Here is a 19,493-nt window from a genome sequence, read left to right as displayed (position 1 = left end):
TGTGGGGTGAGAAGCGGTCCGCGTTAGCGGACGAAAAGCCAATTGCTTGGCTTTTCGAGCTTCGAACGCCCTGAGCCTGCAAAGGGCCGGGTGGTGGATCGGCGCGCAGCGCCGAGACGGATGAGGGGTGTTCCAGCGGAGTGAGGCGTCGGCGTTCCCTGGAGCACCCCTCATCCGGCCGCTTCGCGGCCACCTTCTCCCACAAGGGGAGAAGGGAAAGCGCCTGCCCCTACTCTTCCGGTTCTGTGGTGAACAGCAGCGGATAGCCCTTGGCCTTGCCGGCGTCGGTCGCCCGCGTCGCCTTGGTCTCGGCGATATCGCGCGTAAACACCGCGACGACGCACACGCCGCGCGTATGCGCGGTGATCATGACGCGACGCGCCTGATCCTCACTGAGCTTGAATTCGCCCTTGAGCACCGTCACCACGAACTCGCGCGGCGTGAAATCGTCATTGACGAGGATGACTTTGTAGAGCTTCGGCCGCTCGGTTTTCGGCTGCGTCTTAGTGCGGGGTTTGAGGACGGTTTCGGGCATCGGATCCACCAGCGAGAACTGGGCTCTCTCGCTCTCATTCTGTCACGCAGCAAATATCCGTCCAATTCCACGCGCGGGTAATGCCGGCTTGGACCATCAGCCCTATGTGGGGAATCACTGCCGAACGGTCAACGGCCCTGGCGGCGCAACGCGGTGCCCGATCTGCCGGAACCTGCACCGCCATCCATGTCGGAGCCGCGTTCGACGAAGGCGAACAACATCCAGGCGACAAAGCCGATCACGGTCGCACCGGCCAGCAGGATCAGGACCCAGGACTGCGCCGGCGTGATGTAGTCGAAGCTTGAAGAGATCAGCGGAGCGAACAGCTCGGGCTCGGTCCTGCCGCTGGCGGGATCCGGCACGGGGCTTGCGGTAAAGATGATCAACGATCGTGCCACCGCGGTGGCGATCAGGCCGCCGAGGGTCAGCGAACGCATCAGGGACGAAAACCGCTTCTTCATGCGGACTGTCCTACAGCACCGGCATTGCGATCGGGTTAAGGATCGGACTTGAGCGCGGTGGAAACCTGCTGGTTTCGGGCTCCCTGCCGCAAGCAAGCCGCCCCTGCCGAAATCGACCGGAGCGGCTTCGTCTAGTGGCGCAGAGCGCTGGATCAGGGCTTCTTGGCAGCCGGCTTCGCAGCAACGGGCTTCGCAGCCGACGCTTTCTTCTTGACCGGGCACTTGTGCGTCTTGGTCACTTTGCAGGCCTTCTTGGCAGCGACCTTCTTCATCGGCTTCGCAGCCGTGCTATCCGCCGGAGCAGCCGTGGTGGTCGCGGTCGAAGCAGCCGGGGCAGCCGTCGTCGTGGCGGCGGCGTTGCCGAGCGCCGGCATCGCGAAGGCGAGAGCAACACCGAGGCCGAGGGCGGAGAGGATGGACTTCTTCATGGCTTCATTTCCTTTTTCTTGCGGGTCTGGGTGGGTGTCACTGAACGGGATCGATCGGTGCCACTCCAAGCAGCTTCAAAGCATTTGCGAGCATCCGGATTCCCTGTGCCTGCTTCTTGTTGGCGCAGAACCGGTTCCCCCTTCTTTGCAGTGCTTTCGCCGCGGTGACCTGCGTTGCCGCGGCATGGGTTTCGAGAGCTTCGTCAACCTGACGGCTCAGATTGGTGCAGCGCTCGGTCCGGGTGAGCGGAGCGACGACCTTTGCGGTGGAGGCGCCGTCCGCGGCTGTGATGAGCGATATGCTGAGCAAAGCACCCATCACGCTGATCCAGAACCTCTGCATTGGTCTTGTCCGTTACTCCGGAAACTTGCGTCGCAGCCGATGACCTGACCGCCACGGCACCGGTTATGCCTTTGAAATTTTTCACCAGTTTTTCTCGATTGTAGAATTTTGTTTCTGGATTGTTTCTGGGCACTCAGCCGACGCGGCGATCGCGGCCACTGGCCAAGATGTGGCCCGAATTCTATCGTGTGGGTTGTCTCGAACGGATATCCAGCAAGAGCCGGCAAAGAGAATGATAGGTTTCGAGTGAAATCCGATGCGCACATACTGATCGTCGACGACGACAAGGGCATACGCGACCTGCTGCAGGAGTTCTTCCACAAGCGCGGGCTGCACACGACGGTGGCCGGCGACGGCACCGAGATGGAAGCGGTCCTGCGCCGCACGCCGGTCGACCTGATCGTTCTCGACGTGATGTTGCCCGGCAAAAGCGGACTTGAGCTTTGCCGCGAGATCCGCGCCAACTACACCACGCCGATCATCATGCTGACCGCGGTCACCGAAACGACCGACCGTGTTGTGGGCCTCGAAATGGGGGCAGACGACTACGTGCCCAAGCCCTTCGATCCGCGCGAGCTGTTGGCCCGCATCCGCGCCGTGCTGAGACGCAACGGCAGCGCCGAGCCGCGTCGGCCCGCCGCCAGGCAGGTCTACCGCTTTGCCGGCTGGACTATGGATTGCGCGCGCCGCCGCCTGACCGCGCCCGACGACGTCCGGGTTGAGCTGACGATGGCGGAGTTCAACTTGCTGCAGACCTTCGTCAAGAGCGCGCAGCGCGTGCTTACCCGTGAGCAGCTGATCGAGCTGTCCGGCGGCGACACCGGCTACAGCTTCGACCGCAGCGTCGACATTCTGGTGAGCCGGCTGCGCCGCAAGATGGAAGACGATCCGAAAACGCCGAAACTGATCCTGACCGTGCGCAGCGGCGGCTATCAGTTCCTGCCCGAGACGACGGCCGAATGAGACGCTTCCTGCCGCAGACCCTGCCAGTCTGGGTGCTGCTCATCGTCATTGCCGGTCTCATGCTGAGCCAGGTGACAACGCTTTACATCGTCGCGCGCGATCGGGCCGCCGCCAACGGCGTCGTCGATCTCTACCGGTTGAACGACCGCGCCTATTCGCTGGTGCAGCTGATGCATGACGCCACGCCCGAAGAGCGCAAGGCGACCGCCTCCGGCCTGTTCAACTCGACCTATGCGCTGACGGTTTCGGACACGCCCGCCGTCACCTCTTCGATCGCCGGCGACGACCAGCTTGCCGAGTTGGAGGATATCCTGGTCGGACGCTTGTCGAAGTTCGGCATCACCGATGCGCGCGTGCGGCGCGATCCGGCCACCCAGGAGGCCGATGTCCCAGACGGGCAGGCGGTGAACAAGGATGTCGGCCAGGTCGAGCGCGACCTGCTGGTCCTGGCCGCGGATTTCGCGCAAAGCGATAAGCTGACCGCCTCGCTGCGCTTTTCCGACGGGCAGTGGCTGAATTTCACCGAACCGATCACGCCGGCGGGACCGATTCTGAGCCTCGACAGCCTGCCGCTTTACTCACTGATCGCCGGCTTGATCATCATCATGTCGATCTGGTCGCTGCGCCGGCTGACCGCGCCCTACCGGATGATGGAAACGGCGGTGACGCGCATTGGCAACGATCTGAAAAGCCCGCCGATCGCCGAAAGCGGCAGCCGCGAGATCCGCGCGGCCGCAAAGGCGATAAATGCCATGCAGATGCGGCTGCGCGATTATGTCGAGGACCGCGAGCATCTCGCGGCAGCACTGGCGCATGATCTGCGCACGCCGCTGACCCGGATGCGCCTGCGTCTCGAACTGTTGCGCAGGTCGCCCGCGCGCGAGGCGCTGGCGCACGACCTCGCCGACATCGAAAGCATCGCCAGCTCGGTCATCGACTTCGCCAAATTCGAGGTGACTGAGGAAAAGGCCGAGCGGATCGATTTCTGGTCGCTGGTGGAATCGGTGGCGGACTCCTTCGACGGCGCGTCCTTCGACGAAGGCGTGGTCCCGTCGCGCGGCCTGATCTGCGTCGCGCGGCCGGTGGCGCTGCGGCGCTGCATCACCAATCTCATCCAAAATGCGGTGACCTACGGCAAAAAGGCGCATCTCGGCGTGCGGCGATCGGGTGACACGATCACGCTTTCAATCCGCGACGAGGGCCCCGGCATCCCGCAGGCGAAGCTGGACGCGGTGTTCGGCTCCTTCGTGCGGCTGGAGGAATCGCGCAACCGCACCACTGGCGGTCTAGGCCTCGGCCTCACAATCGCCCGCAACATCGCGCGCGGCGCCGGCGGCGAGGTCGATCTCTCCAACTACCCCGGTGGCGGGCTGTTGACGGAGCTGCGGCTGCCGCTGGCAGCTTGAGTCAGGAGTGGGCTCTGTCCGCCACCGGCGCCACTGGATCAGCCGAACCATCCTTGTGATAGTGCGGCCCGCCTGGTCACGAGGGAAATCCACCCATGTTCTACGCCGTCCTTGCCTATCATGTCGAAGACACCGTGCAGTCCTGGTCGCCCGATGAGGATGCGGCGCTGATGAAAGACCTGCTCGAGGTCAACGACAGGCTGACGCGCGAGGGCAAGCTCGGGCCCGCGGCCAGGCTCGGCGCGACGGCCAAGGCCGTGACGCTGCGCGGTCCGGGCGACGGCTTGGTGATCGACGGTCCCTTCGCCGAGACCAAGGAGCAGTTGCTCGGCCTCTATGTCCTCGACTGCGCGACCCAGGACGAGGCGATTGCCGCGGCGCGCGATCTCAAGCGCGTCAACCCCACCGCCGTCTACGAGATCCGACCGATCATGCTCTATCTTCCGGGCGCCACGCTGCAGGCTGGTTGAAATACGCTTAGGTCCGCGTTTCACATTAATGTCGCGGTAGCCGCGATTTCCCGTCCCAGCCGGAGCATCTCCGCGACCAGCAGGTCGAGATCGTCCCGGCGAGTGCGGTGATTGGCGATTGCCACCCTCAGGCAATGCCGGCCCTGCACCGTGGTGTCGGACAAGGCCGCGATGCCCTCCTCCTGGAGTCTCAGCATGATCTCGGTGTTGAACGCCTTGAGCTTTTCCTCCGACGCGCCATCCAGCCGGTGGCGGAAGCTGACGATGTTGATGGTGGTTGGCGCCATCAGTTCGAGCGCCGGCTCCGCCTCGATCAGCCGGGTGAGGTGGCGGGCCTGGGCGATGTTCTGGTCGATAAGGCGGCCGAACTTCTCGACGCCATGCTCCTTCAGCGCCATCCAGATCTTGAGCGCACGGAAGCCGCGCGACGTTTGAAGCCCATAATCGTGCAGCCACTCTCCGGAGGCCAGGCCCCGCGGCGTCGATTCCAGATATTCCGGCGTCACGGCAAACGTGTTGCGGTGCTGGGATGCGTCCCGCACCAGGGCGCAGCCGGCTTCGAACGGCGCGTGCAGCCATTTATGCGGATCGAGTGCGATCGAATCCGCCTGTTCGATGCCGGCGACGAGCGATCGGTTCTTAGGCGCGATCGCGATGAGCGCGCCGATGCAGCCGTCGACATGGAACCAGAGGTCCTCTTCGGCCGCCACGCTCGCCAGCGCCCGCAGGTCGTCGACCGCGCCGGCGTTGACGGTGCCGGCGGTGCCGATCACGCAGGCCGGCCTGAAGCCCGCCTCGCGGTCCTCCGCGATTGCCGCCTTGAGCGCGGCGATATCGATGCGCAAGCCGGCATCGGTCTGGATGCGCCGCAGCGCCTGATTGCCGAGGCCGAGCGCCTCCACAGCCTTGCGATGACAGGAATGGACCTGGTCCGAGGCGTAGTAGCGCAACGGCTTCGGCATGGCGCCGACACCCCGCTCGCGCACGTCGACGCCTGCCTTGACGTTGCGCGCCACGGTAAGTCCGATAATGTTGGCCATCGAGCCGCCGCTGACCAGGGTGCCGCTGGCCGAGACCGGGAAACCGACCATCTCCTTCATCCAGTTGACGACCTGGCTGTCCATCAGTGCGGCGGCATGGTTGCCGCCGCCGAGATTGGAGCCCTGGATCGCCGCCAGGAAATCGCCGAGCGCGCCGGTGAAGTTGCTGGATCCCATATACCAGGACCAGAAACGCGGATGGATGTTGCCCATCGGGTAAGGCATCACGTTGCGGGCGACGTCGTCATAGACGTCAGCCGCCGGCGCCGGCGAGCGCGGCAAAGGTGCGCCGAAGAATGCCCGCACCTCGGCCGGCATCTCGCGCCAGACCGGCCGGTTGCGGACATCCTCGAGATAGGCGATGGCATCGTCGAGGATTCGGTGCGAGAGCGCTCCCACATCGGCCCAATCCGGCGGATCGAGCGTTTCCTCCGCGTTGGTCGCTTCCGGAAATATATCCATCTCGCCTCTCCCGCCGGCGTGGGTCGACCCGCGCATAAAAGAACGACGCCGCCATGCGGGGGCGGCGTCGCGTTTCTGTTCTCAGCCTTCGAACTGGCAGCTCGGCGTCGAGCGCGACAGCGCCGTCTCCTCGGCGTCCATCTCGGCCTCGATGCCGTCGAAAAGCGGCGTCGACATGTAGCGCTCTCCCGTGTCGGGCAGCATGCACAGGATCACCGAGCCGGCCGGGGCCTTTCCCGCGATCTGCCGCGCCACGGCGAAAGTGGCGCCGCCGGAGATGCCGGTGAAAATGCCCTCCTGCCGCGCCAGCGCCTTCGTCCATTTGATGCCTTCGGGACCGGGGATCGGCACCACCTCGTCATAATAGCGTTGGTCGATCGCCTCCTGCAGCACGTTGGGGATGAAGTCCGGCGTCCAGCCCTGGATCGGATGCGGTTCGAAGGCCGGATGGCTGGCGGACGGCGCACCGCCGGCGCCGCGCTCCTGGGCCTTGCCGCTGCCGATCAGCTGCGCGTTCGCCGGCTCGGCGAGCACGATCTTCACCTCCGGCCGCTCGCGGCGCAGCACGCGGCCCACGCCGGCCATCGTGCCGCCCGTGCCGTAGCCGGTGACAAGCACGTCCAGCCTCGAGCCGGCGAAGTCATTGATGATCTCGCGCGCCGTCGTCGCCTCGTGAATGGCGGCATTGGCCTCGGTCTCAAACTGGCGCGCCAGGAACCAGCCATTGGCTTCGGCGAGCTCGACCGCCTTCTTGTACATGCCGAAACCTTTTTGGGCGCGCGGCGTCAGCACCACCTTGGCGCCCAGCATGCGCATTAGCTTGCGGCGCTCGATCGAGAAGCTGTCGGCCATCGTCACCACCAGCGGATAGCCTTTCTGCGCGCAGACCATGGCGAGGCCGATGCCGGTATTGCCGCTCGTCGCCTCGACCACGGTCTGGCCAGGCTTGAGCTTACCGCTGCGCTCGCCTTCCTCGATGATGTTGAGCGCCAGCCGGTCCTTCACCGAGGCCGCCGGGTTGAAGAACTCCGCCTTCACATAGATCGTCGCGTGACCTGGCCCGAGATTGTTGATGCGGATGACCGGCGTGTCGCCGACCGTGTCGAGAATGCTGTCGAACAGCCGACCGCGACCGGCCGTGGTCCTGATTTTCAATTGATGCAACATGGCTCTCTCCTCGATCTCCTCACGTGCCGGTTACAAACCGGCGAATTGGGCGGCGCGGTTTCGACACCTTGCCGCGCTAGTTGCGTGTGACTTGCCGGCAATTCGGCAAAGGCCGCGTCCGGCTCGAAAATTCGCTGCCGGATGCGCCCTGTCGTGTTTGGTGATAGAATATGGACCAACTGTTCGACGTGGGAGCGAGCGTGGAAACGGACGTGGAATCCGTTCGGTCGACTCTGAAAGGCATGGCAGCCAGCCTTTCGATCAGGCTGCTCGGCCCGTTTACGATCATGCGCGACGATGTTCCTGTGGCCTTGCCTTCGTCACGCAAGCTGCGCGCCCTGCTTGCTTATCTGGCGCTGGCGCCCCACCCAGTCAGCCGCAGCCGTCTTTGCGAACTTCTCTGGGACGTGCCCAACGATCCGCGCGGCGAGTTGCGCTGGTGCCTGAGCAAGCTGCGTGCCGCGCTCGACGAAGCGGGCTTGCGCCGGGTCGAAACCGACGGCGATATGGTGTCGCTCCGTCTTGACGATGTCCATGTGGACGCGCTGGATGCCGCCTCGGCGGTGGCCGAAGGTGTCCAGACGCTCGATCTCGTGCGGCTGCAGGCGATTTCGCAACATTTCGCCGGCGATTTTCTCGACGGCCTCGAGCTCGATCGCAGCCCGCATTTCGGCAGCTGGCTGACGGCGCAGCGCCGCCGTTTCAGCGCATGCCATGTCGCGGTTCTGGAGCATATCATTGGGCTTCTCCCACGTGGAACCGATGAGGCCGGCGCTTATATCGACAAATGGCTGGAGCTAGCGCCCTTCGACGGCCGCGCGCATGTGGCGCTGCTGGAAAATCTGGCCCGGCGCGGGCAGATCGGCGCCGGCGAAGAGCATCTTGCCACGGCAGCGGAGTTGTTTCGCTCGGAAGAGCTGGATTTCACGCCATTGCGCGAGGCTTGGCAGGAGATAAGAGCCCGGAACGCCGGCGCAACGGCATGCGCCCGATCCGGGCCGGCTTTCCCGGTTTCGGAATCGCCGGTCGCCGCGGACGAATCCGAGCCCGTTGCGACGCGCCGGGCTTCGCTCGCGGTGATGCCGTTTGCGGAGAGCGCCGGCACTGGCGGCTTCCGCGGCGGGCTTGCCGATGGCCTCACGCATGACATCATCACACGACTTGCCAAGCTGCGCGATTTCTTCGTTATCGCCCGCGGCTCTGTCTTCGCGCTCGCCGAGAAGAACATCGCGCCGGAAGACGCCGGGCGCAGGCTGAATGTCGACTATGTCGCGACAGGCTCGGTGCGGGCTCTGCCGGGCCGGTTCATCGTCTCGGTCGAGCTTGTCGAGGTCCGCACAGCAAGGATCGTTTGGGCCGAGACCTTCGAGCACAAACCCGACGACATCTTCATCGTCATCGAGGATATCGGCAACAGCATCGTCTCATCGCTCGCCGCCGAGATCGCGACGGTGGAACGCAACCGCGCATTGCTGAAAGCGCCAAACTCGCTCAATGCCTGGGAGGCTTACCATCGCGGCCTTTGGCACATGTATCGCTTCACCCGCCAGGAAAACGAGCTGGCGCAGCATTTCTTCGGCGAGGCGTTGAAGCTCGATCCTACTTTCGCACGCGCCTATGCCGGCATGTCCTTCACCCACTGGCAGAATGCTTTCCAGCGCTGGGGCGACCGCGACCGCGAGACCGCGCTTGCCTTCGAAAGCGCCGGCCAGAGCCTTTTGGTCGACGACCGCAACCCCGCCGCCCATTGGGCGATGGGCCGCGCGCTATGGCTGCGCGGCGAGCAGGACGGCTCGCTGCTGGAGCTCGCGAGCGCCGTCGACCTCAGTCCCAATTTCGCGCTCGGCCACTACGCGCTGTCCTTCGTCCATTCGCAATCGGGCGACCCGCAATCGGCGATCGGCTCATCCGACCATTCCCGCCATCTAAGCCCCTTCGATCCGCTGCTGTTCGGCATGATGGGCGCGCGCGCCATGGCGCATGCGAGGCTGGGCGAATTCGAAGCGGCGGCCGAATGGGCGCTGAAAGCGGCGGCACGCCCTAACGCCCATCTCATCATCCTGGCGATCGCCGCTCATTGCCTGGCGCTGGCCGGCCGGCAGGAAGAGGCGCGAACCTTCGCCGCCGCTATCCGCAACACCTTGCCGAACTATCGCGCCGACGATTTCATCGCGACATTCCGTTTCGACCGGGATGGAGAAGCACTGTTCCGGAACGGCGCCAAGCTCATCGGGCTGAACTGAACCTGGCCGGCGCGCCTATAGCAATTCCAGGAAAAGTGTGAGCGGTTTTCCGTCCGGAATTGCGTAAAAAACAAAGAGATAGGGCGTTTCGCCGTTTCCGTGAAACGGTGAAACGCACTAGTGCATGTCGCCCAGAAGTGCGACGCGCTTTAATGCATCAGCGGGCCGCTGGCTTTCCGCCAGGCGTCGATGCCGCCCTGGATATGGCGGGCGCTGGTAATCCCGACATCCTGCGCCGCTTGCACCGCCATCGCCGAGCGCTCGCCGAAGGCGCAGTAGAACAGGATCTGTTTGCTGGTCGATTTCGCCAGCTCGTGCAACATGCCGCCGGCGGCGATGTTTTCCTGCAGCCGCGCATAGGGAAGATGGATCGCGCCGGGGATGACCCCGTGTCGCTCGCGCTCGGTTTGCTCGCGCAGGTCGATCAGCGCCACGTCGGCCCGCCCGACCAGCGCCAGCGCCTGCTCCGCGCTGACCGCCCAGCCGCGGCTGGCGATGTCGTCCTGATGCAGCCCGACCCGCATGTTGGCGGGCACGGCCACATCCATCATTTTCGGGTTGGACAGATTGAGATTGTTCATGATGTTCACATACTCGTCGACCGACTTCACCTGCAGGCGCGGATTGAAGGCCTTTTCCTCGCCGATCGTCGACACGGTCTCGCCCTTGTAGTCATGCGCTGGGAAGATCAGCGTCTCGTCGGGCAGCTTGAGCAGGCGGCCGAAGATCGATTCATATTGCTGGCGCGGATCGCCGTTCTGGAAGTCGGTGCGGCCGGTGCCGCGGATGAGCAGCGTGTCGCCGGTGAACACACGATCCGGCAGGATGAAGCTGTAGGAATCGTCGGTGTGGCCCGGCGTGTAGATGACGTCGAGCGCCAGGCCTTCGATGCCGAGCTTGTCGCCATCGGCAAGCCGCATCGATACCACGTCGGCCTTGGTCTGCTCACCCATCACGGTCACGCAATGCGTCTTGTCGCGCAGCGCGCCGAGGCCGGTGATATGGTCGGCATGGAGGTGCGTGTCCACCGCCTTGACCAGCCTCAGGTCCAGCTCGTTGACCAGTTGCAGGTAGCGGTCGACTTTTTCCAGCACCGGATCGATGATCAACGCCTCGCCGCCGCGCCGGCTTGCGAGCAGGTAGGAATAGGTGCCCGAAACGGAATCGAAGAGCTGACGGAAGATCATTCGCGCCTCTTTCGCCTGACGCCGGTTGTTCGGCTGCCGGCCAGTCTAGAACAAGCGCGAGGTGCCCGCCAGCGGCACACCTCGTGTCCGTCCAAAAGGCTGACACCTACCGCCTCAGCACAGCACTCAGCACGTCCCTGATGCCAATCGAGCCGACGAAGCGCGAGCCTTCGTCGAACAGCGCCACCGGCGCCGTCTGCGACCGGTGCATGGCGAGCATCACCGTTTTCAGCGGCGTGCCGGGATTGGCCCAGAACACCTGGGCGCCCTCCTCCGGCTGGCGCTCGACATCGGCGCAGGACACCCACACCGCCGGCTTGCCGTCGCGCTCGGCCGCCGCCACAAGGCCGTGGTCGTCGATCTTGAAGCGTGTCGTCTTGCGCCGGTCGAGCCACACCCAACCATTGTCGCCCTGCTCCAGGTCGCGGCGGTCCCGCATCACGTTCCACGCCGTCAGCACCGACAGCGGATTCACATTGGCGATGAAGTCGCGGACATAGTCGTTGGCAGGGCGCAAGACGATGTCTTCCGGCGCGCCGGTCTGCACGATGCGGCCGCCCTCCATGATCGTGATGTGGCTGCCGATCTTCAGCGCCTCCTCGAGGTCGTGGCTGACGAAGATGATGGTCTTCTTCAGCTCGGCCTGGAGCTGCAGCAATTCGTCCTGCAGCTTGGTGCGGATAAGCGGGTCGAGCGCCGAGAACGGCTCGTCCATCAACAGGATCGGCGCCTCGGTGGCGAAAGCCCGGGCGAGACCGACGCGCTGCTGCATGCCGCCCGAAAGCTCATGGGCATATTTCTTCGACCATTGGTCGAGATGGACCAGTTGCAATTGCTTCTGCACGCGCGCCTTGCGTTCCGCCTCCGGCACGCCGGCAAGCTCGAGGCCGAAGCCGACATTTTCCTCGACCGTGCGCCATGGCAGCAGGCCGAACTGCTGGAACACCATGGCCACCTGCTTCTGCCGCAACCGCCGCAAGGTCGCCTCGTCGCAGGTGACGACATCGACGATGCGGTCGCCGTCCTTGACGAGCACCTGGCCGCGCGACACGACGTTGAGCCGGTTGACGGCCCGCAGCAGCGTCGACTTGCCGGAACCGGACAAGCCCATCAACACCGAGATCTCGCCTTCGTGCACGGTGAGGCTGGCGTCGGCGCATCCGAGCACATTGCCGGTCTTTTCGAGAATCTCGGCGCGCGTTGCGCCCTGGTCGATCAGCGCCAGCGAACCGGCCTGGTCGGCGCCGAAGACGATGTCTACATTCTTGAAATCAACCGCGACGGTCATTTCTTGCCTCCAACGCCGATGCGGGTCATGCGGTCGAGCACGATGGCGAGCACGACGATGGCGAGGCCGGCCTCAAGCCCGAGATCGATGCGCCGCGAGCCGAGCGCCCGGTTGATTTCGGTGCCGAGGCCACCGGCGCCGATCAGGGCGGCGAACACCACCATCGACAGCGACAGCATGATCGATTGCGTCAGGCCCGCCATGATGGTCGGCAGCGCCGAGGGCAGCTCCACCTTCCACAGAAGCTGGCGCTTGGTGGCGCCGAACGCCTCGCCCGCTTCGATGATTGCCTTGGGCACCGAAACGACGCCGAGATGGGTGAGCCGAACGGCCGTCGGGATGACGAAGATGATGGTGACGATGAGGCCGGGCGCATTGCCGAGCCCGAACAGGGTGAGCACCGGTATCAGGTAGACGAAGGTCGGCAGCGTCTGCATCAGGTCGAGCACCGGCAGCATGACGCGGTAGACCTTCGGCTTGTGCGCCGCCCAGATGCCGAGCGGCACGCCGATCGCCATTGCCATTGCGGCGGCGGCAACGACCAGCACCAGCGTCTGCACCGTCTGTTTCCACAGATTCTGGTTGATGATGAAGATCAGGCCGAGGAAGACGCCGATGGCGAGCGGCCGCGAACGCTGTAAGAGCCAGGCGATGAACGCGATGACCAGGGCCAACAAAACCGGCGGCACCATGAGCAGGAGGCTCACTGCTCCGTCGAGGATGAAATTCAGACCGTTTGAAAATGCGCGGAAGATGGTGTCGAAATTGTCGGTCAGGAAACCGAAGAAAGCCTTGCCCCATGGCCCGATCGGAATTTTGTAGTCGGTCAGGAATTTAGAAATCGGATCCATCTTTCCCCTCTCGGCTTCGCCGCGCTCGCCGCACGGTTATCCTCTCACGTCTCCAGGCATATGAAAAAGGGCAGCCTCTTCGAGGGCTGCCCTTTTTCGGAAATCATGCCGGTCCCAAGCGGATCAGCCCCCGAGCGCGGTCTTGACGGCAGCCGCCGCGTCGCCGCCATCAAAGGTGGTGACGCCGGCGATCCAGGGCGCCACCGCGTCCGGATGCTTCTTCAGCCAATCGGTCGCCACCGTCTGCGGATCGCCACCCTTGAGGATCGCGTCCATCATCTCGCCTTCCATGTCGAGATTGAACTTCAGGTTGGCGATGAACTTGCCGGCGTTCGGGCATTCGGTGGTGTAGCCCTTGCGCACGATGGTATAGACGGTGGCGGCGCCGAAGCCGCTGTCGCCCATGCCGTCGAGATAGGTGATCTTCATGGCGCCCATCACCGGATGCGGCGTCCAGCCGAGGAAGGCGATCCACTCATTGTTCTTCATCGACTGCTCGGCCTGCGTCAGCATGCCGGCCTCCGAGGATTCGACCAGCTCGAAGCCTTCGAGGTTGTCCTTCGGGTTCTTGATCATGTCCAGGATGATGCGGTTGCCGTCATTGCCGGCCTCGATGCCGTAAATCTTGCCGTTGAACTTGTCCTTGAACTTGCCGAGATCGGTCAGCGTCTTGACACCGGCATCCGCGACATAGGTCGGCACGACGATGCCATAGCCGGCGCCGGTCAGGTTGGTGCTGATCGTCTCGATCGAGCCTTCCTTGGTGTAGTCCTTGATGTCGTTGGTCATCGACGGCATCCAATTGCCGAGGAAGACGTCCAGGTCCTTGTTCTTCAGCGAGGCCATGGTCACCGGCACCGAAAGCTGGATCGTCTGCGGCTCATAGCCGAGCGCGGTGAGCAGCACCGAGGCGAGGCCCGTGGTGGCCTGGATGTCGGTCCAGCCGACATCCGACAGCCGCACGGCCTTGCAGCTCGCCGGATCGCCGGCATTGGCGGCGGTTGTCGACAGGAACGCCGCAAGGCCGAGGCCTGCGACGAAAGATTTCATACGCGACATGAACTTATCTCCCATTGGATTTCCGAGGCAAAGCGAAGTCACGGTTCTTGCGCCCGCCTTGTTTCGTCAGCCAAACACCATTTTGATGTTGTTTCAAGCGGTTCAACGTCGCGACGAACGGCGCGCGCTGGCCATTAAGCGACATGACAGCTTTTTGAACGACATCGAGTTTTTGGTGGACGGAGCCGGTGCCCTCTCCCCGAGCCGCGGCAAGTCGGCTTAGGGTGTGTCGAGATTCAGGTCGAGCCGGCCTCGCCTGAATCCCGACACACCCAAAAGAGCGACATGGCCAAGCTTTACTTCCACTACGCGACGATGAACGCCGGCAAGACGACGATGCTTTTGCAAGCGTCTTACAATTATCGCGAACGCGGTATGTCGACGATGCTGTTCGTCGCCGGCCACTATCGTAAGGGCGACACCGGGCTGATCTCGTCGCGCATCGGTCTCGAATCCGAGGCAGAGATTTTCCGCGACGGCGACGACCTCTATGCCACGGTCGCCGAGCACCATCGGCATGGCCCTGTGCATTGCATCTTCGTCGACGAGGCGCAGTTCCTCGAGGAAGAGCAGGTCTGGCAGCTCGCCCGCATCGCCGACCGTCTAGGCATTCCGGTCATGTGCTACGGCCTGCGCACCGACTTCCAGGGTAATCTGTTCTCCGGCTCGCGCGCTCTGCTCGCCATCGCCGACGACCTGCGCGAGGTCCGCACCATCTGCCGTTGCGGCCGTAAGGCGACGATGGTGGTGCGCCTGGGGCCCGACGGCAAGGTGGCGAAGCAGGGCGAGCAGGTGGCGATCGGCAAGGACGTCTATGTCTCGCTCTGCCGAAGGCATTGGGAAGAGGAGATGGGCCGGGCCGCGCCCGACGACTTCATCGGCTTTGTCAACCGCTGAGCCGAAAGCCTGCATAGAGCAATCCCAGGAAAAGTGCGTAGCGGTTTTCCGTCCGGGATTGTGTAAAAACAAAGACTTAGAGCGGTTCGGCGATTCCGTGAAACGCTGAACCGCTCTAGAGCTGGATGTCGTCCTAAAACCGCTTCAAGCCCTGACCGGCGCCGGTGAAACCGGCATCGCCGCCGCAAGATATTTGCCGGCGCTGTTTCATGGCCGTTCGCAAAAACAAGACCTTAGGGCATGTCAGCAAAAGCTGTTCGATGATGGCGCGCGTTACTAGGCGCCATGCGCATGCTAGCCTTGCCTTTCAAGGACCTAACCAATTCTTTTGTTTTGACGCTTCCCTTTGTCTTCCTTCTTTCAATCCCTTGAAGCCCCACATATATTCGCCGCCACGACACGGAAACGGATGCCGAAGCGGGAGGCCCCAATGGCGACATTGCAGAATTTCGATGCCGAAATTGCCAAGACCAAGCAGGTCGTGCAGGACATGCGCAGCAAGATCGAGCAGTCCGGCACCGTGCTCGACACGCTTGCTCAGGCCGACAAGAAGATCGGCGACGCCAATTTCGACATCGAGAACGCCCGCATCGAGGACGTGCTCAAGCAGCAGAAAGTCATGGAAGGCAATATTGCCGACCTGATCATCGGGCTCGAGGACGCAACCAATGTCTTCGGCGCCGAGTTCGAAAGCATGAAGAACTACACCGGCTGGGAAAACTTCGTCGGTGTCTTTTCGGCGCAGCGCAAGCAGCGCATGCGCACCGACCGCGTCCGCAATATGTCGCTGGCCGGCAATCTGCAGGAGCTGCTGGCAAAGTCGGACACCATCGTCGGCATCTTGAAGGCGCAGAAGCAGGTCCTCGACCAGCGCTACAAGACCTCCGAGGCCAGCCTTTCGCAGGTTATCGAGCGCCGCAAGGTGACGATGACCAATCTTGAAGCGGTGCAGAAGCGCATCGAGGAATTGAACCCGATGCTGCTCGACATCGAAAACAAGATCGCCGCCTCCACGACCCAGAAGGAGCGCACCGAGCTTGAGGGCGAGCGCTCCAAAATGGCGACCGAATACAATGAAAAGCAGGCCAAGGAGCAGGAGCTGCTGGCCGAAAGCCAGACGCTGGAGCGCTACACCTCGATGTTCCAGACCTTCGTCGATTCACTCAACAACCAGATTGCCGCGCAGTCGACCCTGATCAACAAGCTGACCATCGACACCGAGCAGCGCATCGTCCTCTACAAGGCGCTGGAAGATTCGCTCAAGACCGCCGCCCAGCAGGACGTCGCCCACAAGATCAACACGCTGGGCAGCCAGGTCGACAACACGGCCGAGGAGACGATGGCCGGCATCGGCGCCGCCTCGCAGAAGCATATCGGCGACCTGCTCGAGATGCATGAGAAGAACATGGTGGCTTCAGCCGACATCCAGCGCCGCAAGAAGCTTGCCGACGATGCTTTCGCCCGCCGCTTCGACGATGTGATGAAGAAGCACAACGCCGCCAACTATGTGCAGCAATAGGCGGCGCCGCTGATTTCATTTCCACGGCAGCCACATGACACCTGAGAACGACGCCGCGGTACGCTATTTCTCCGCCATCACGGCGGCGCTGAGCGGGCTGGAAGTGTTCATGCGCGACGACCGCTCGCCGCTCTACCGGCACGGCATCGTCGCCAGGATCGTCGCGGAGTATATCGCGCGGCTGGACAAGTCCTTTGCCTGCTGGCGCAACCGGCTCGGTTTCATGGACACCTTCCGCATCTCGCGCGCCGAAAGCGGCTACCCCGTCTTCCAGAACCTGCTCGAGCTGGAAAACGACCGCCAGCAGGCCGATGCGCGGCTGGCCAACATCCCGCAGGCCGGCGAGCTGCGCGAGGAGATGGCCGACTTCATCCTGCGCCACAAGGAATTCCCAGAGGCGCTGCAGAAGTCGATGGCAGAGCGGCTCTATCTTGAGGACGTCAAGAGCGAGGCGACCTTCGGCCCCTTCACCCTGGCGCAGACGGCAAAGGTCTCGGTCAACCCGAAGACAATGCGGCCATATTATCTCGTCCACTGGGCCGCGTTCGACGGCAGCGCCAACCTGCCGCTGGTCTACATGGTGACGGTGGAGGACTCCTCCGAAAGCATGGTGCGCCAGCTGGTCGACGTGAACGGCAAGCTCAACGAGCGGGTCGATATCCCGCTTCCCGTCGACGGCTTGCTCAACCCGGAGCTTGCGCACCGCTTCGACGATTTCACCGAGAAGAACTCGGCCTATACGCTGTCTCCGGCGACGATCGCCGTCAATCTCGACAAGGATTTCGAGCCGCTGCATCCCAAGCAGCTGAGGCGCGTGGTGCTGGGACCCTTCTACTCGGCCGGCATCACCCAGAACAATTCGACGGTGGCCGAGGTGCTGGCCAAGGTGCGCAAGCCGCAGAACGCCTGGCTGCTCACCTGGACCATCCAGGAAGTCTTCTCCAAGAGCGAGAAGCCCGGCCGCAGGGGACTGTTCTCCAGCGAGAAGACAACGCAGGAATTCTTCATCAACACCGACGATCTCGAAGCGGCGCGCCAGGGCGTGTCGAGCTACGAGAACCACGCGCTGATCCCGCACGAGGCCTATCAGGCGCTCTACGCCGCCGGCGAGGCGCAGAAGATCTTTTCCGGTTACAAGGTCCACATCCTGTCCAACGGACAGGTGATCAGCGACGTCTGACCGTCAATCGCGGAGCATCCTTCATGGACACCGGCCTGACCACGATCTCGGAAGCCGCAATCGAAAAGCACCGCGCGACCGCGCAGAGCTTCATCACCCGCATCGTCGTGCTGGAGGACCCTTCGCGCGAATCCGGCACGGCGCTTGCCGGCACCAACCGCCGCTTCGTCTCGACCGTGTCGGTCGGCTCGGTGCGCCGCACGCGCGAGGTCGAGCTCACGAAAACAGTAGCGGCCATTCATCCCGACGACCAGTTGATGAGCATCCCGCAGCACACGCTGCTCTACCGCGCCCGCCGCGGCCTGGCGATCGCGCTCGCCATATCCGACGTCTTCGCCGAAGGCTCCGACCTCGAAAGCCTGCAGGCGAGGAATGCGCGTGCGCCGCTGGAAGGCGATGAGGCAGCCACCTTCAAGAAGCTTCTGTCGGCCTCGGCTTACGTTTCCGCCTTCAGTTTCGCTTCGTATCTGTTCCAGCTGATCGACAGCGATGGCGAGGCGCCGAACGACACCCCCGAGCCCGACTTCCTGTTCGACACACCGCAGGACGCGGTCAAGTCGATCATCGCCGGTCTCGACAAGGCAATAGCCGGCTCGAAGGACGACGCCGACCTGACGACGCGCGCTCGCGCCTTCGCCCGCGTCGCCATCGACGGGTTGCTTGCGCGCAAAGGTCGCTTCGACGGCATTGGCCCGTTCGAAAATGCGCATATCCGTATCGACGTCGACGATTTCACCCTCGATGGTTTCGACGTCGCGCCCGGCAAGCGCACCAAGCCGCTGGTGATGACCTTCAAGAAACCGGAAGAGGTCATCGGCAACCACATCGCCAAATTCCAGTCGGTCAGGCTGGCCAAGATGCTCATGGCCTACGACTTCGAGCGCGAGCTGAACCCCTTCGTCGAGCTCGGCGGGTTCCTGTTCACCTTCATCGGCGACGGGGCGCCGGGCACCGGCAAGACGACGCTGATCCAGATGATCGCCGGCCTCGTCAACGGCTACTGCCAGGTCGCCGGCTATCCCTTCGCCTATGAGAATTTCGGCGTCGACCAGATCTCGTCCTACCAGGGCAAGTCGGGCCAGAACTGCCGACAGTTCATCAACAACGTGCTCAATCCGCGCGTCATCGGCTTCGGCACCATCGACGACATCGACCAGGTGGCGGCGCGCCGTTCCGACGACCGTGCTTCCGCCGGTCAGCAGGAGATCACCGGCGTCCTGATGGACGCCTTCGCCGGCGCCTCGACGGTGGTGCGCGGCAATTGCTCCTTCGGCATGTTCTCCAACTATCCGGAAAATGTCGACGACGCGCTGCGCCAGCGCGCCGGCGCGCGCTGGCTGGTCGACGGCCCGCAGACGCGCGACGACTATATCGACATCTTCGTGCTGCTTGCCGGCAAGAACCACGAGATCCCGCTTGGCAAGCACGAGCTCTATGCCGCGCAGGAAATCCGGCGCGCCGTGGCCGAAGCTTATGAAGAGCACGAAAAGCCGCAGGAAGACGGGCTGATGAAGGTCTATGAGCGCTACATGAAGGAAAACGGCGCGCCGAAGACCATGGCCGATGTCGGCACCTATCTGCACATGATCAAGGACGCCGAGCCGCGCTTCACCGGCCGCGCCATCAAGAACGTCACCGACGCGATAAAAATGCGCGCCATGGACATCGAGCTGCCGGACGACTGGTTCGAGAAGCCGGAAGCCTTCATGCACAAGAGCTACGACGACAAGAAGGCGATGATCGAGGAACTGCGCGGACCGTTCTCGATGGACATGGTCATGCAGGAGATCAACCGCTACGCCGATTCCGAGTTCCGCTATTCCGATAAATCCGACGACGCCGCCGTGGAGAAGCTCCTGCGCGACGCCAGGCTGCGCGAGCGCGCAGCACGCGAGATGGAGGAGTTGAAGAAGAAGGGGCTGTGGAATGCGTGAGCTGCGCCGACCTCGCCTTCTCCCCTTGTGGGAGAAGGTGTCGCCGAAGGCGACGGATGA

19 protein-coding genes are annotated in these 19,493 nt (G+C 63.4%); 9 read left to right on the top strand and 10 right to left on the bottom strand.

All coding sequences use genetic code 11. From position 1 onward, the window contains the following. Positions 1-229: 229 nt before the first annotated feature. The 4 genes from clpS to CK219_RS09420 form a co-directional block, all read right to left on the bottom strand. Positions 230-535, bottom strand: a complete 306-nt coding sequence (gene clpS, locus CK219_RS09435; protein WP_095766489.1) for an ATP-dependent Clp protease adapter ClpS — start codon at positions 533-535, stop codon at positions 230-232. Between the two features lie 128 nt (positions 536-663). Continuing rightward, complete coding sequence (locus CK219_RS09430; RefSeq protein ID WP_095766488.1) at positions 664-996, bottom strand: hypothetical protein; 333 nt, start codon at positions 994-996, stop codon at positions 664-666. Positions 997-1,148: 152 nt separating this feature from the next. After that, on the bottom strand, positions 1,149-1,424 hold the full coding sequence (locus tag CK219_RS09425) for a hypothetical protein (RefSeq protein WP_095766487.1): 276 nt from the start codon (positions 1,422-1,424) through the stop codon (positions 1,149-1,151). A 37-nt stretch (positions 1,425-1,461) separates the two neighbouring features. After that, positions 1,462-1,767: a hypothetical protein gene (locus CK219_RS09420; RefSeq protein ID WP_095766486.1), complete on the bottom strand. Its 306-nt coding sequence runs from the start codon at positions 1,765-1,767 to the stop codon at positions 1,462-1,464. 246 nt (positions 1,768-2,013) lie between these two features. Here CK219_RS09420 and CK219_RS09415 point away from each other — a divergent pair, with 246 nt between their 5' ends. The 3 genes from CK219_RS09415 (at position 2,014) to CK219_RS09405 (ending at position 4,606) form a co-directional block, all read left to right on the top strand. Further along, on the top strand, positions 2,014-2,730 hold the full coding sequence (locus CK219_RS09415) for a response regulator transcription factor (protein WP_095766485.1): 717 nt from the start codon (positions 2,014-2,016) through the stop codon (positions 2,728-2,730). Beyond that, the gene (locus CK219_RS09410; RefSeq protein ID WP_095766484.1) at positions 2,727-4,136 is read left to right on the top strand and encodes an ATP-binding protein; all 1,410 of its coding nucleotides are present in this window, start codon (positions 2,727-2,729) and stop codon (positions 4,134-4,136) included. The genes CK219_RS09415 and CK219_RS09410 overlap by 4 nt, the downstream gene beginning before the upstream one ends. A gap of 95 nt (positions 4,137-4,231) precedes the next feature. Beyond that, on the top strand, positions 4,232-4,606 hold the full coding sequence (locus CK219_RS09405) for a YciI family protein (protein ID WP_095766483.1): 375 nt from the start codon (positions 4,232-4,234) through the stop codon (positions 4,604-4,606). 20 nt (positions 4,607-4,626) lie between these two features. On the opposite strand, the gene CK219_RS09400 is transcribed toward CK219_RS09405, so the two are convergent. Both CK219_RS09400 and CK219_RS09395 read right to left on the bottom strand, forming a co-directional pair. Continuing rightward, a complete protein-coding gene (locus tag CK219_RS09400) occupies positions 4,627-6,108 on the bottom strand; it encodes a pyridoxal-dependent decarboxylase (protein ID WP_095766482.1) in 1,482 nt (493 codons plus the stop codon). Between the two features lie 81 nt (positions 6,109-6,189). Next, positions 6,190-7,275: a pyridoxal-phosphate dependent enzyme gene (locus CK219_RS09395; protein ID WP_095766481.1), complete on the bottom strand. Its 1,086-nt coding sequence runs from the start codon at positions 7,273-7,275 to the stop codon at positions 6,190-6,192. A gap of 242 nt (positions 7,276-7,517) precedes the next feature. Between CK219_RS09395 and CK219_RS09390 the strand changes: the two genes are divergently transcribed. Then, positions 7,518-9,518, top strand: a complete 2,001-nt coding sequence (locus CK219_RS09390; protein WP_095766720.1) for a transcriptional regulator — start codon at positions 7,518-7,520, stop codon at positions 9,516-9,518. Between the two features lie 149 nt (positions 9,519-9,667). Here the strand turns inward: CK219_RS09390 and CK219_RS09385 are convergent, their stop codons facing one another. The 4 genes from CK219_RS09385 to CK219_RS09370 all read right to left on the bottom strand — a co-directional run bounded on the left by CK219_RS09385 (position 9,668) and on the right by CK219_RS09370 (position 13,903). Beyond that, a complete protein-coding gene (locus CK219_RS09385; protein ID WP_095766480.1) occupies positions 9,668-10,705 on the bottom strand; it encodes an MBL fold metallo-hydrolase in 1,038 nt (345 codons plus the stop codon). Between the two features lie 106 nt (positions 10,706-10,811). Next, the gene (choV, locus tag CK219_RS09380; protein ID WP_095766479.1) at positions 10,812-11,993 is read right to left on the bottom strand and encodes a choline ABC transporter ATP-binding protein; all 1,182 of its coding nucleotides are present in this window, start codon (positions 11,991-11,993) and stop codon (positions 10,812-10,814) included. Then, complete coding sequence (gene choW / locus CK219_RS09375) at positions 11,990-12,844, bottom strand: choline ABC transporter permease subunit (RefSeq protein ID WP_095766478.1); 855 nt, start codon at positions 12,842-12,844, stop codon at positions 11,990-11,992. Before choW ends, choV begins: the two co-directional genes overlap by 4 nt. Before the next feature lie 123 nt (positions 12,845-12,967). Next, positions 12,968-13,903 carry a choline ABC transporter substrate-binding protein gene (locus tag CK219_RS09370; protein ID WP_095766477.1) on the bottom strand — a complete coding sequence of 312 codons (936 nt, stop codon included), beginning with the start codon at positions 13,901-13,903 and terminating at the stop codon, positions 12,968-12,970. Here CK219_RS09370 and CK219_RS09365 point away from each other — a divergent pair. From CK219_RS09365 to CK219_RS09345, 5 genes are all read left to right on the top strand, one after another. Next, positions 13,902-14,126, top strand: coding sequence for a hypothetical protein (locus tag CK219_RS09365; RefSeq protein ID WP_095766476.1), 225 nt, complete (start codon positions 13,902-13,904; stop codon positions 14,124-14,126). The two genes, CK219_RS09370 and CK219_RS09365, sit on opposite strands and share 2 nt — an antisense overlap. A gap of 62 nt (positions 14,127-14,188) precedes the next feature. After that, positions 14,189-14,800 carry a thymidine kinase gene (locus tag CK219_RS09360; protein WP_095766475.1) on the top strand — a complete coding sequence of 204 codons (612 nt, stop codon included), beginning with the start codon at positions 14,189-14,191 and terminating at the stop codon, positions 14,798-14,800. 430 nt (positions 14,801-15,230) lie between these two features. Then, positions 15,231-16,319, top strand: coding sequence for a hypothetical protein (locus CK219_RS09355; RefSeq protein ID WP_095766474.1), 1,089 nt, complete (start codon positions 15,231-15,233; stop codon positions 16,317-16,319). 34 nt (positions 16,320-16,353) lie between these two features. Further along, a complete protein-coding gene (locus tag CK219_RS09350) occupies positions 16,354-17,499 on the top strand; it encodes a hypothetical protein (RefSeq protein WP_095766473.1) in 1,146 nt (381 codons plus the stop codon). A gap of 23 nt (positions 17,500-17,522) precedes the next feature. Continuing rightward, positions 17,523-19,433, top strand: coding sequence for an ATP-binding protein (locus tag CK219_RS09345; protein WP_095766472.1), 1,911 nt, complete (start codon positions 17,523-17,525; stop codon positions 19,431-19,433). Positions 19,434-19,493: the final 60 nt, after the last annotated feature.

The sequence above is a fragment of the Mesorhizobium sp. WSM4313 genome (assembly GCF_002294725.1).
Classification (GTDB): Bacteria; Pseudomonadota; Alphaproteobacteria; order Rhizobiales; family Rhizobiaceae; genus Mesorhizobium.
The sequence above is the reverse complement of the archived record's forward strand: the minus strand, read 5'-3'. Positions and strand labels throughout refer to the sequence as shown.

What these genes read in the sequence shown, in the direction of transcription:
- clpS (WP_095766489.1), bottom strand. Translation starts at nt 535, where the DNA reads ATGCCCGAAACCGTCCTCAAACCCCGCACTAAGACGCAGCCGAAAACC.
- CK219_RS09430 (WP_095766488.1), bottom strand. Translation starts at nt 996, where the DNA reads ATGAAGAAGCGGTTTTCGTCCCTGATGCGTTCGCTGACCCTCGGCGGC.
- CK219_RS09425 (WP_095766487.1), bottom strand. Translation starts at nt 1,424, where the DNA reads ATGAAGAAGTCCATCCTCTCCGCCCTCGGCCTCGGTGTTGCTCTCGCC.
- CK219_RS09420 (WP_095766486.1), bottom strand. Translation starts at nt 1,767, where the DNA reads ATGCAGAGGTTCTGGATCAGCGTGATGGGTGCTTTGCTCAGCATATCG.
- CK219_RS09410 (WP_095766484.1), top strand. Translation starts at nt 2,727, where the DNA reads ATGAGACGCTTCCTGCCGCAGACCCTGCCAGTCTGGGTGCTGCTCATC.
- CK219_RS09405 (WP_095766483.1), top strand. Translation starts at nt 4,232, where the DNA reads ATGTTCTACGCCGTCCTTGCCTATCATGTCGAAGACACCGTGCAGTCC.
- CK219_RS09400 (WP_095766482.1), bottom strand. Translation starts at nt 6,108, where the DNA reads ATGGATATATTTCCGGAAGCGACCAACGCGGAGGAAACGCTCGATCCG.
- CK219_RS09395 (WP_095766481.1), bottom strand. Translation starts at nt 7,275, where the DNA reads ATGTTGCATCAATTGAAAATCAGGACCACGGCCGGTCGCGGTCGGCTG.
- CK219_RS09390 (WP_095766720.1), top strand. Translation starts at nt 7,518, where the DNA reads ATGGCAGCCAGCCTTTCGATCAGGCTGCTCGGCCCGTTTACGATCATG.
- CK219_RS09385 (WP_095766480.1), bottom strand. Translation starts at nt 10,705, where the DNA reads ATGATCTTCCGTCAGCTCTTCGATTCCGTTTCGGGCACCTATTCCTAC.
- choV (WP_095766479.1), bottom strand. Translation starts at nt 11,993, where the DNA reads ATGACCGTCGCGGTTGATTTCAAGAATGTAGACATCGTCTTCGGCGCC.
- choW (WP_095766478.1), bottom strand. Translation starts at nt 12,844, where the DNA reads ATGGATCCGATTTCTAAATTCCTGACCGACTACAAAATTCCGATCGGG.
- CK219_RS09365 (WP_095766476.1), top strand. Translation starts at nt 13,902, where the DNA reads ATGAACTTATCTCCCATTGGATTTCCGAGGCAAAGCGAAGTCACGGTT.
- CK219_RS09370 (WP_095766477.1), bottom strand. Translation starts at nt 13,903, where the DNA reads ATGTCGCGTATGAAATCTTTCGTCGCAGGCCTCGGCCTTGCGGCGTTC.
- CK219_RS09360 (WP_095766475.1), top strand. Translation starts at nt 14,189, where the DNA reads ATGGCCAAGCTTTACTTCCACTACGCGACGATGAACGCCGGCAAGACG.
- CK219_RS09355 (WP_095766474.1), top strand. Translation starts at nt 15,231, where the DNA reads ATGGCGACATTGCAGAATTTCGATGCCGAAATTGCCAAGACCAAGCAG.
- CK219_RS09350 (WP_095766473.1), top strand. Translation starts at nt 16,354, where the DNA reads ATGACACCTGAGAACGACGCCGCGGTACGCTATTTCTCCGCCATCACG.
- CK219_RS09345 (WP_095766472.1), top strand. Translation starts at nt 17,523, where the DNA reads ATGGACACCGGCCTGACCACGATCTCGGAAGCCGCAATCGAAAAGCAC.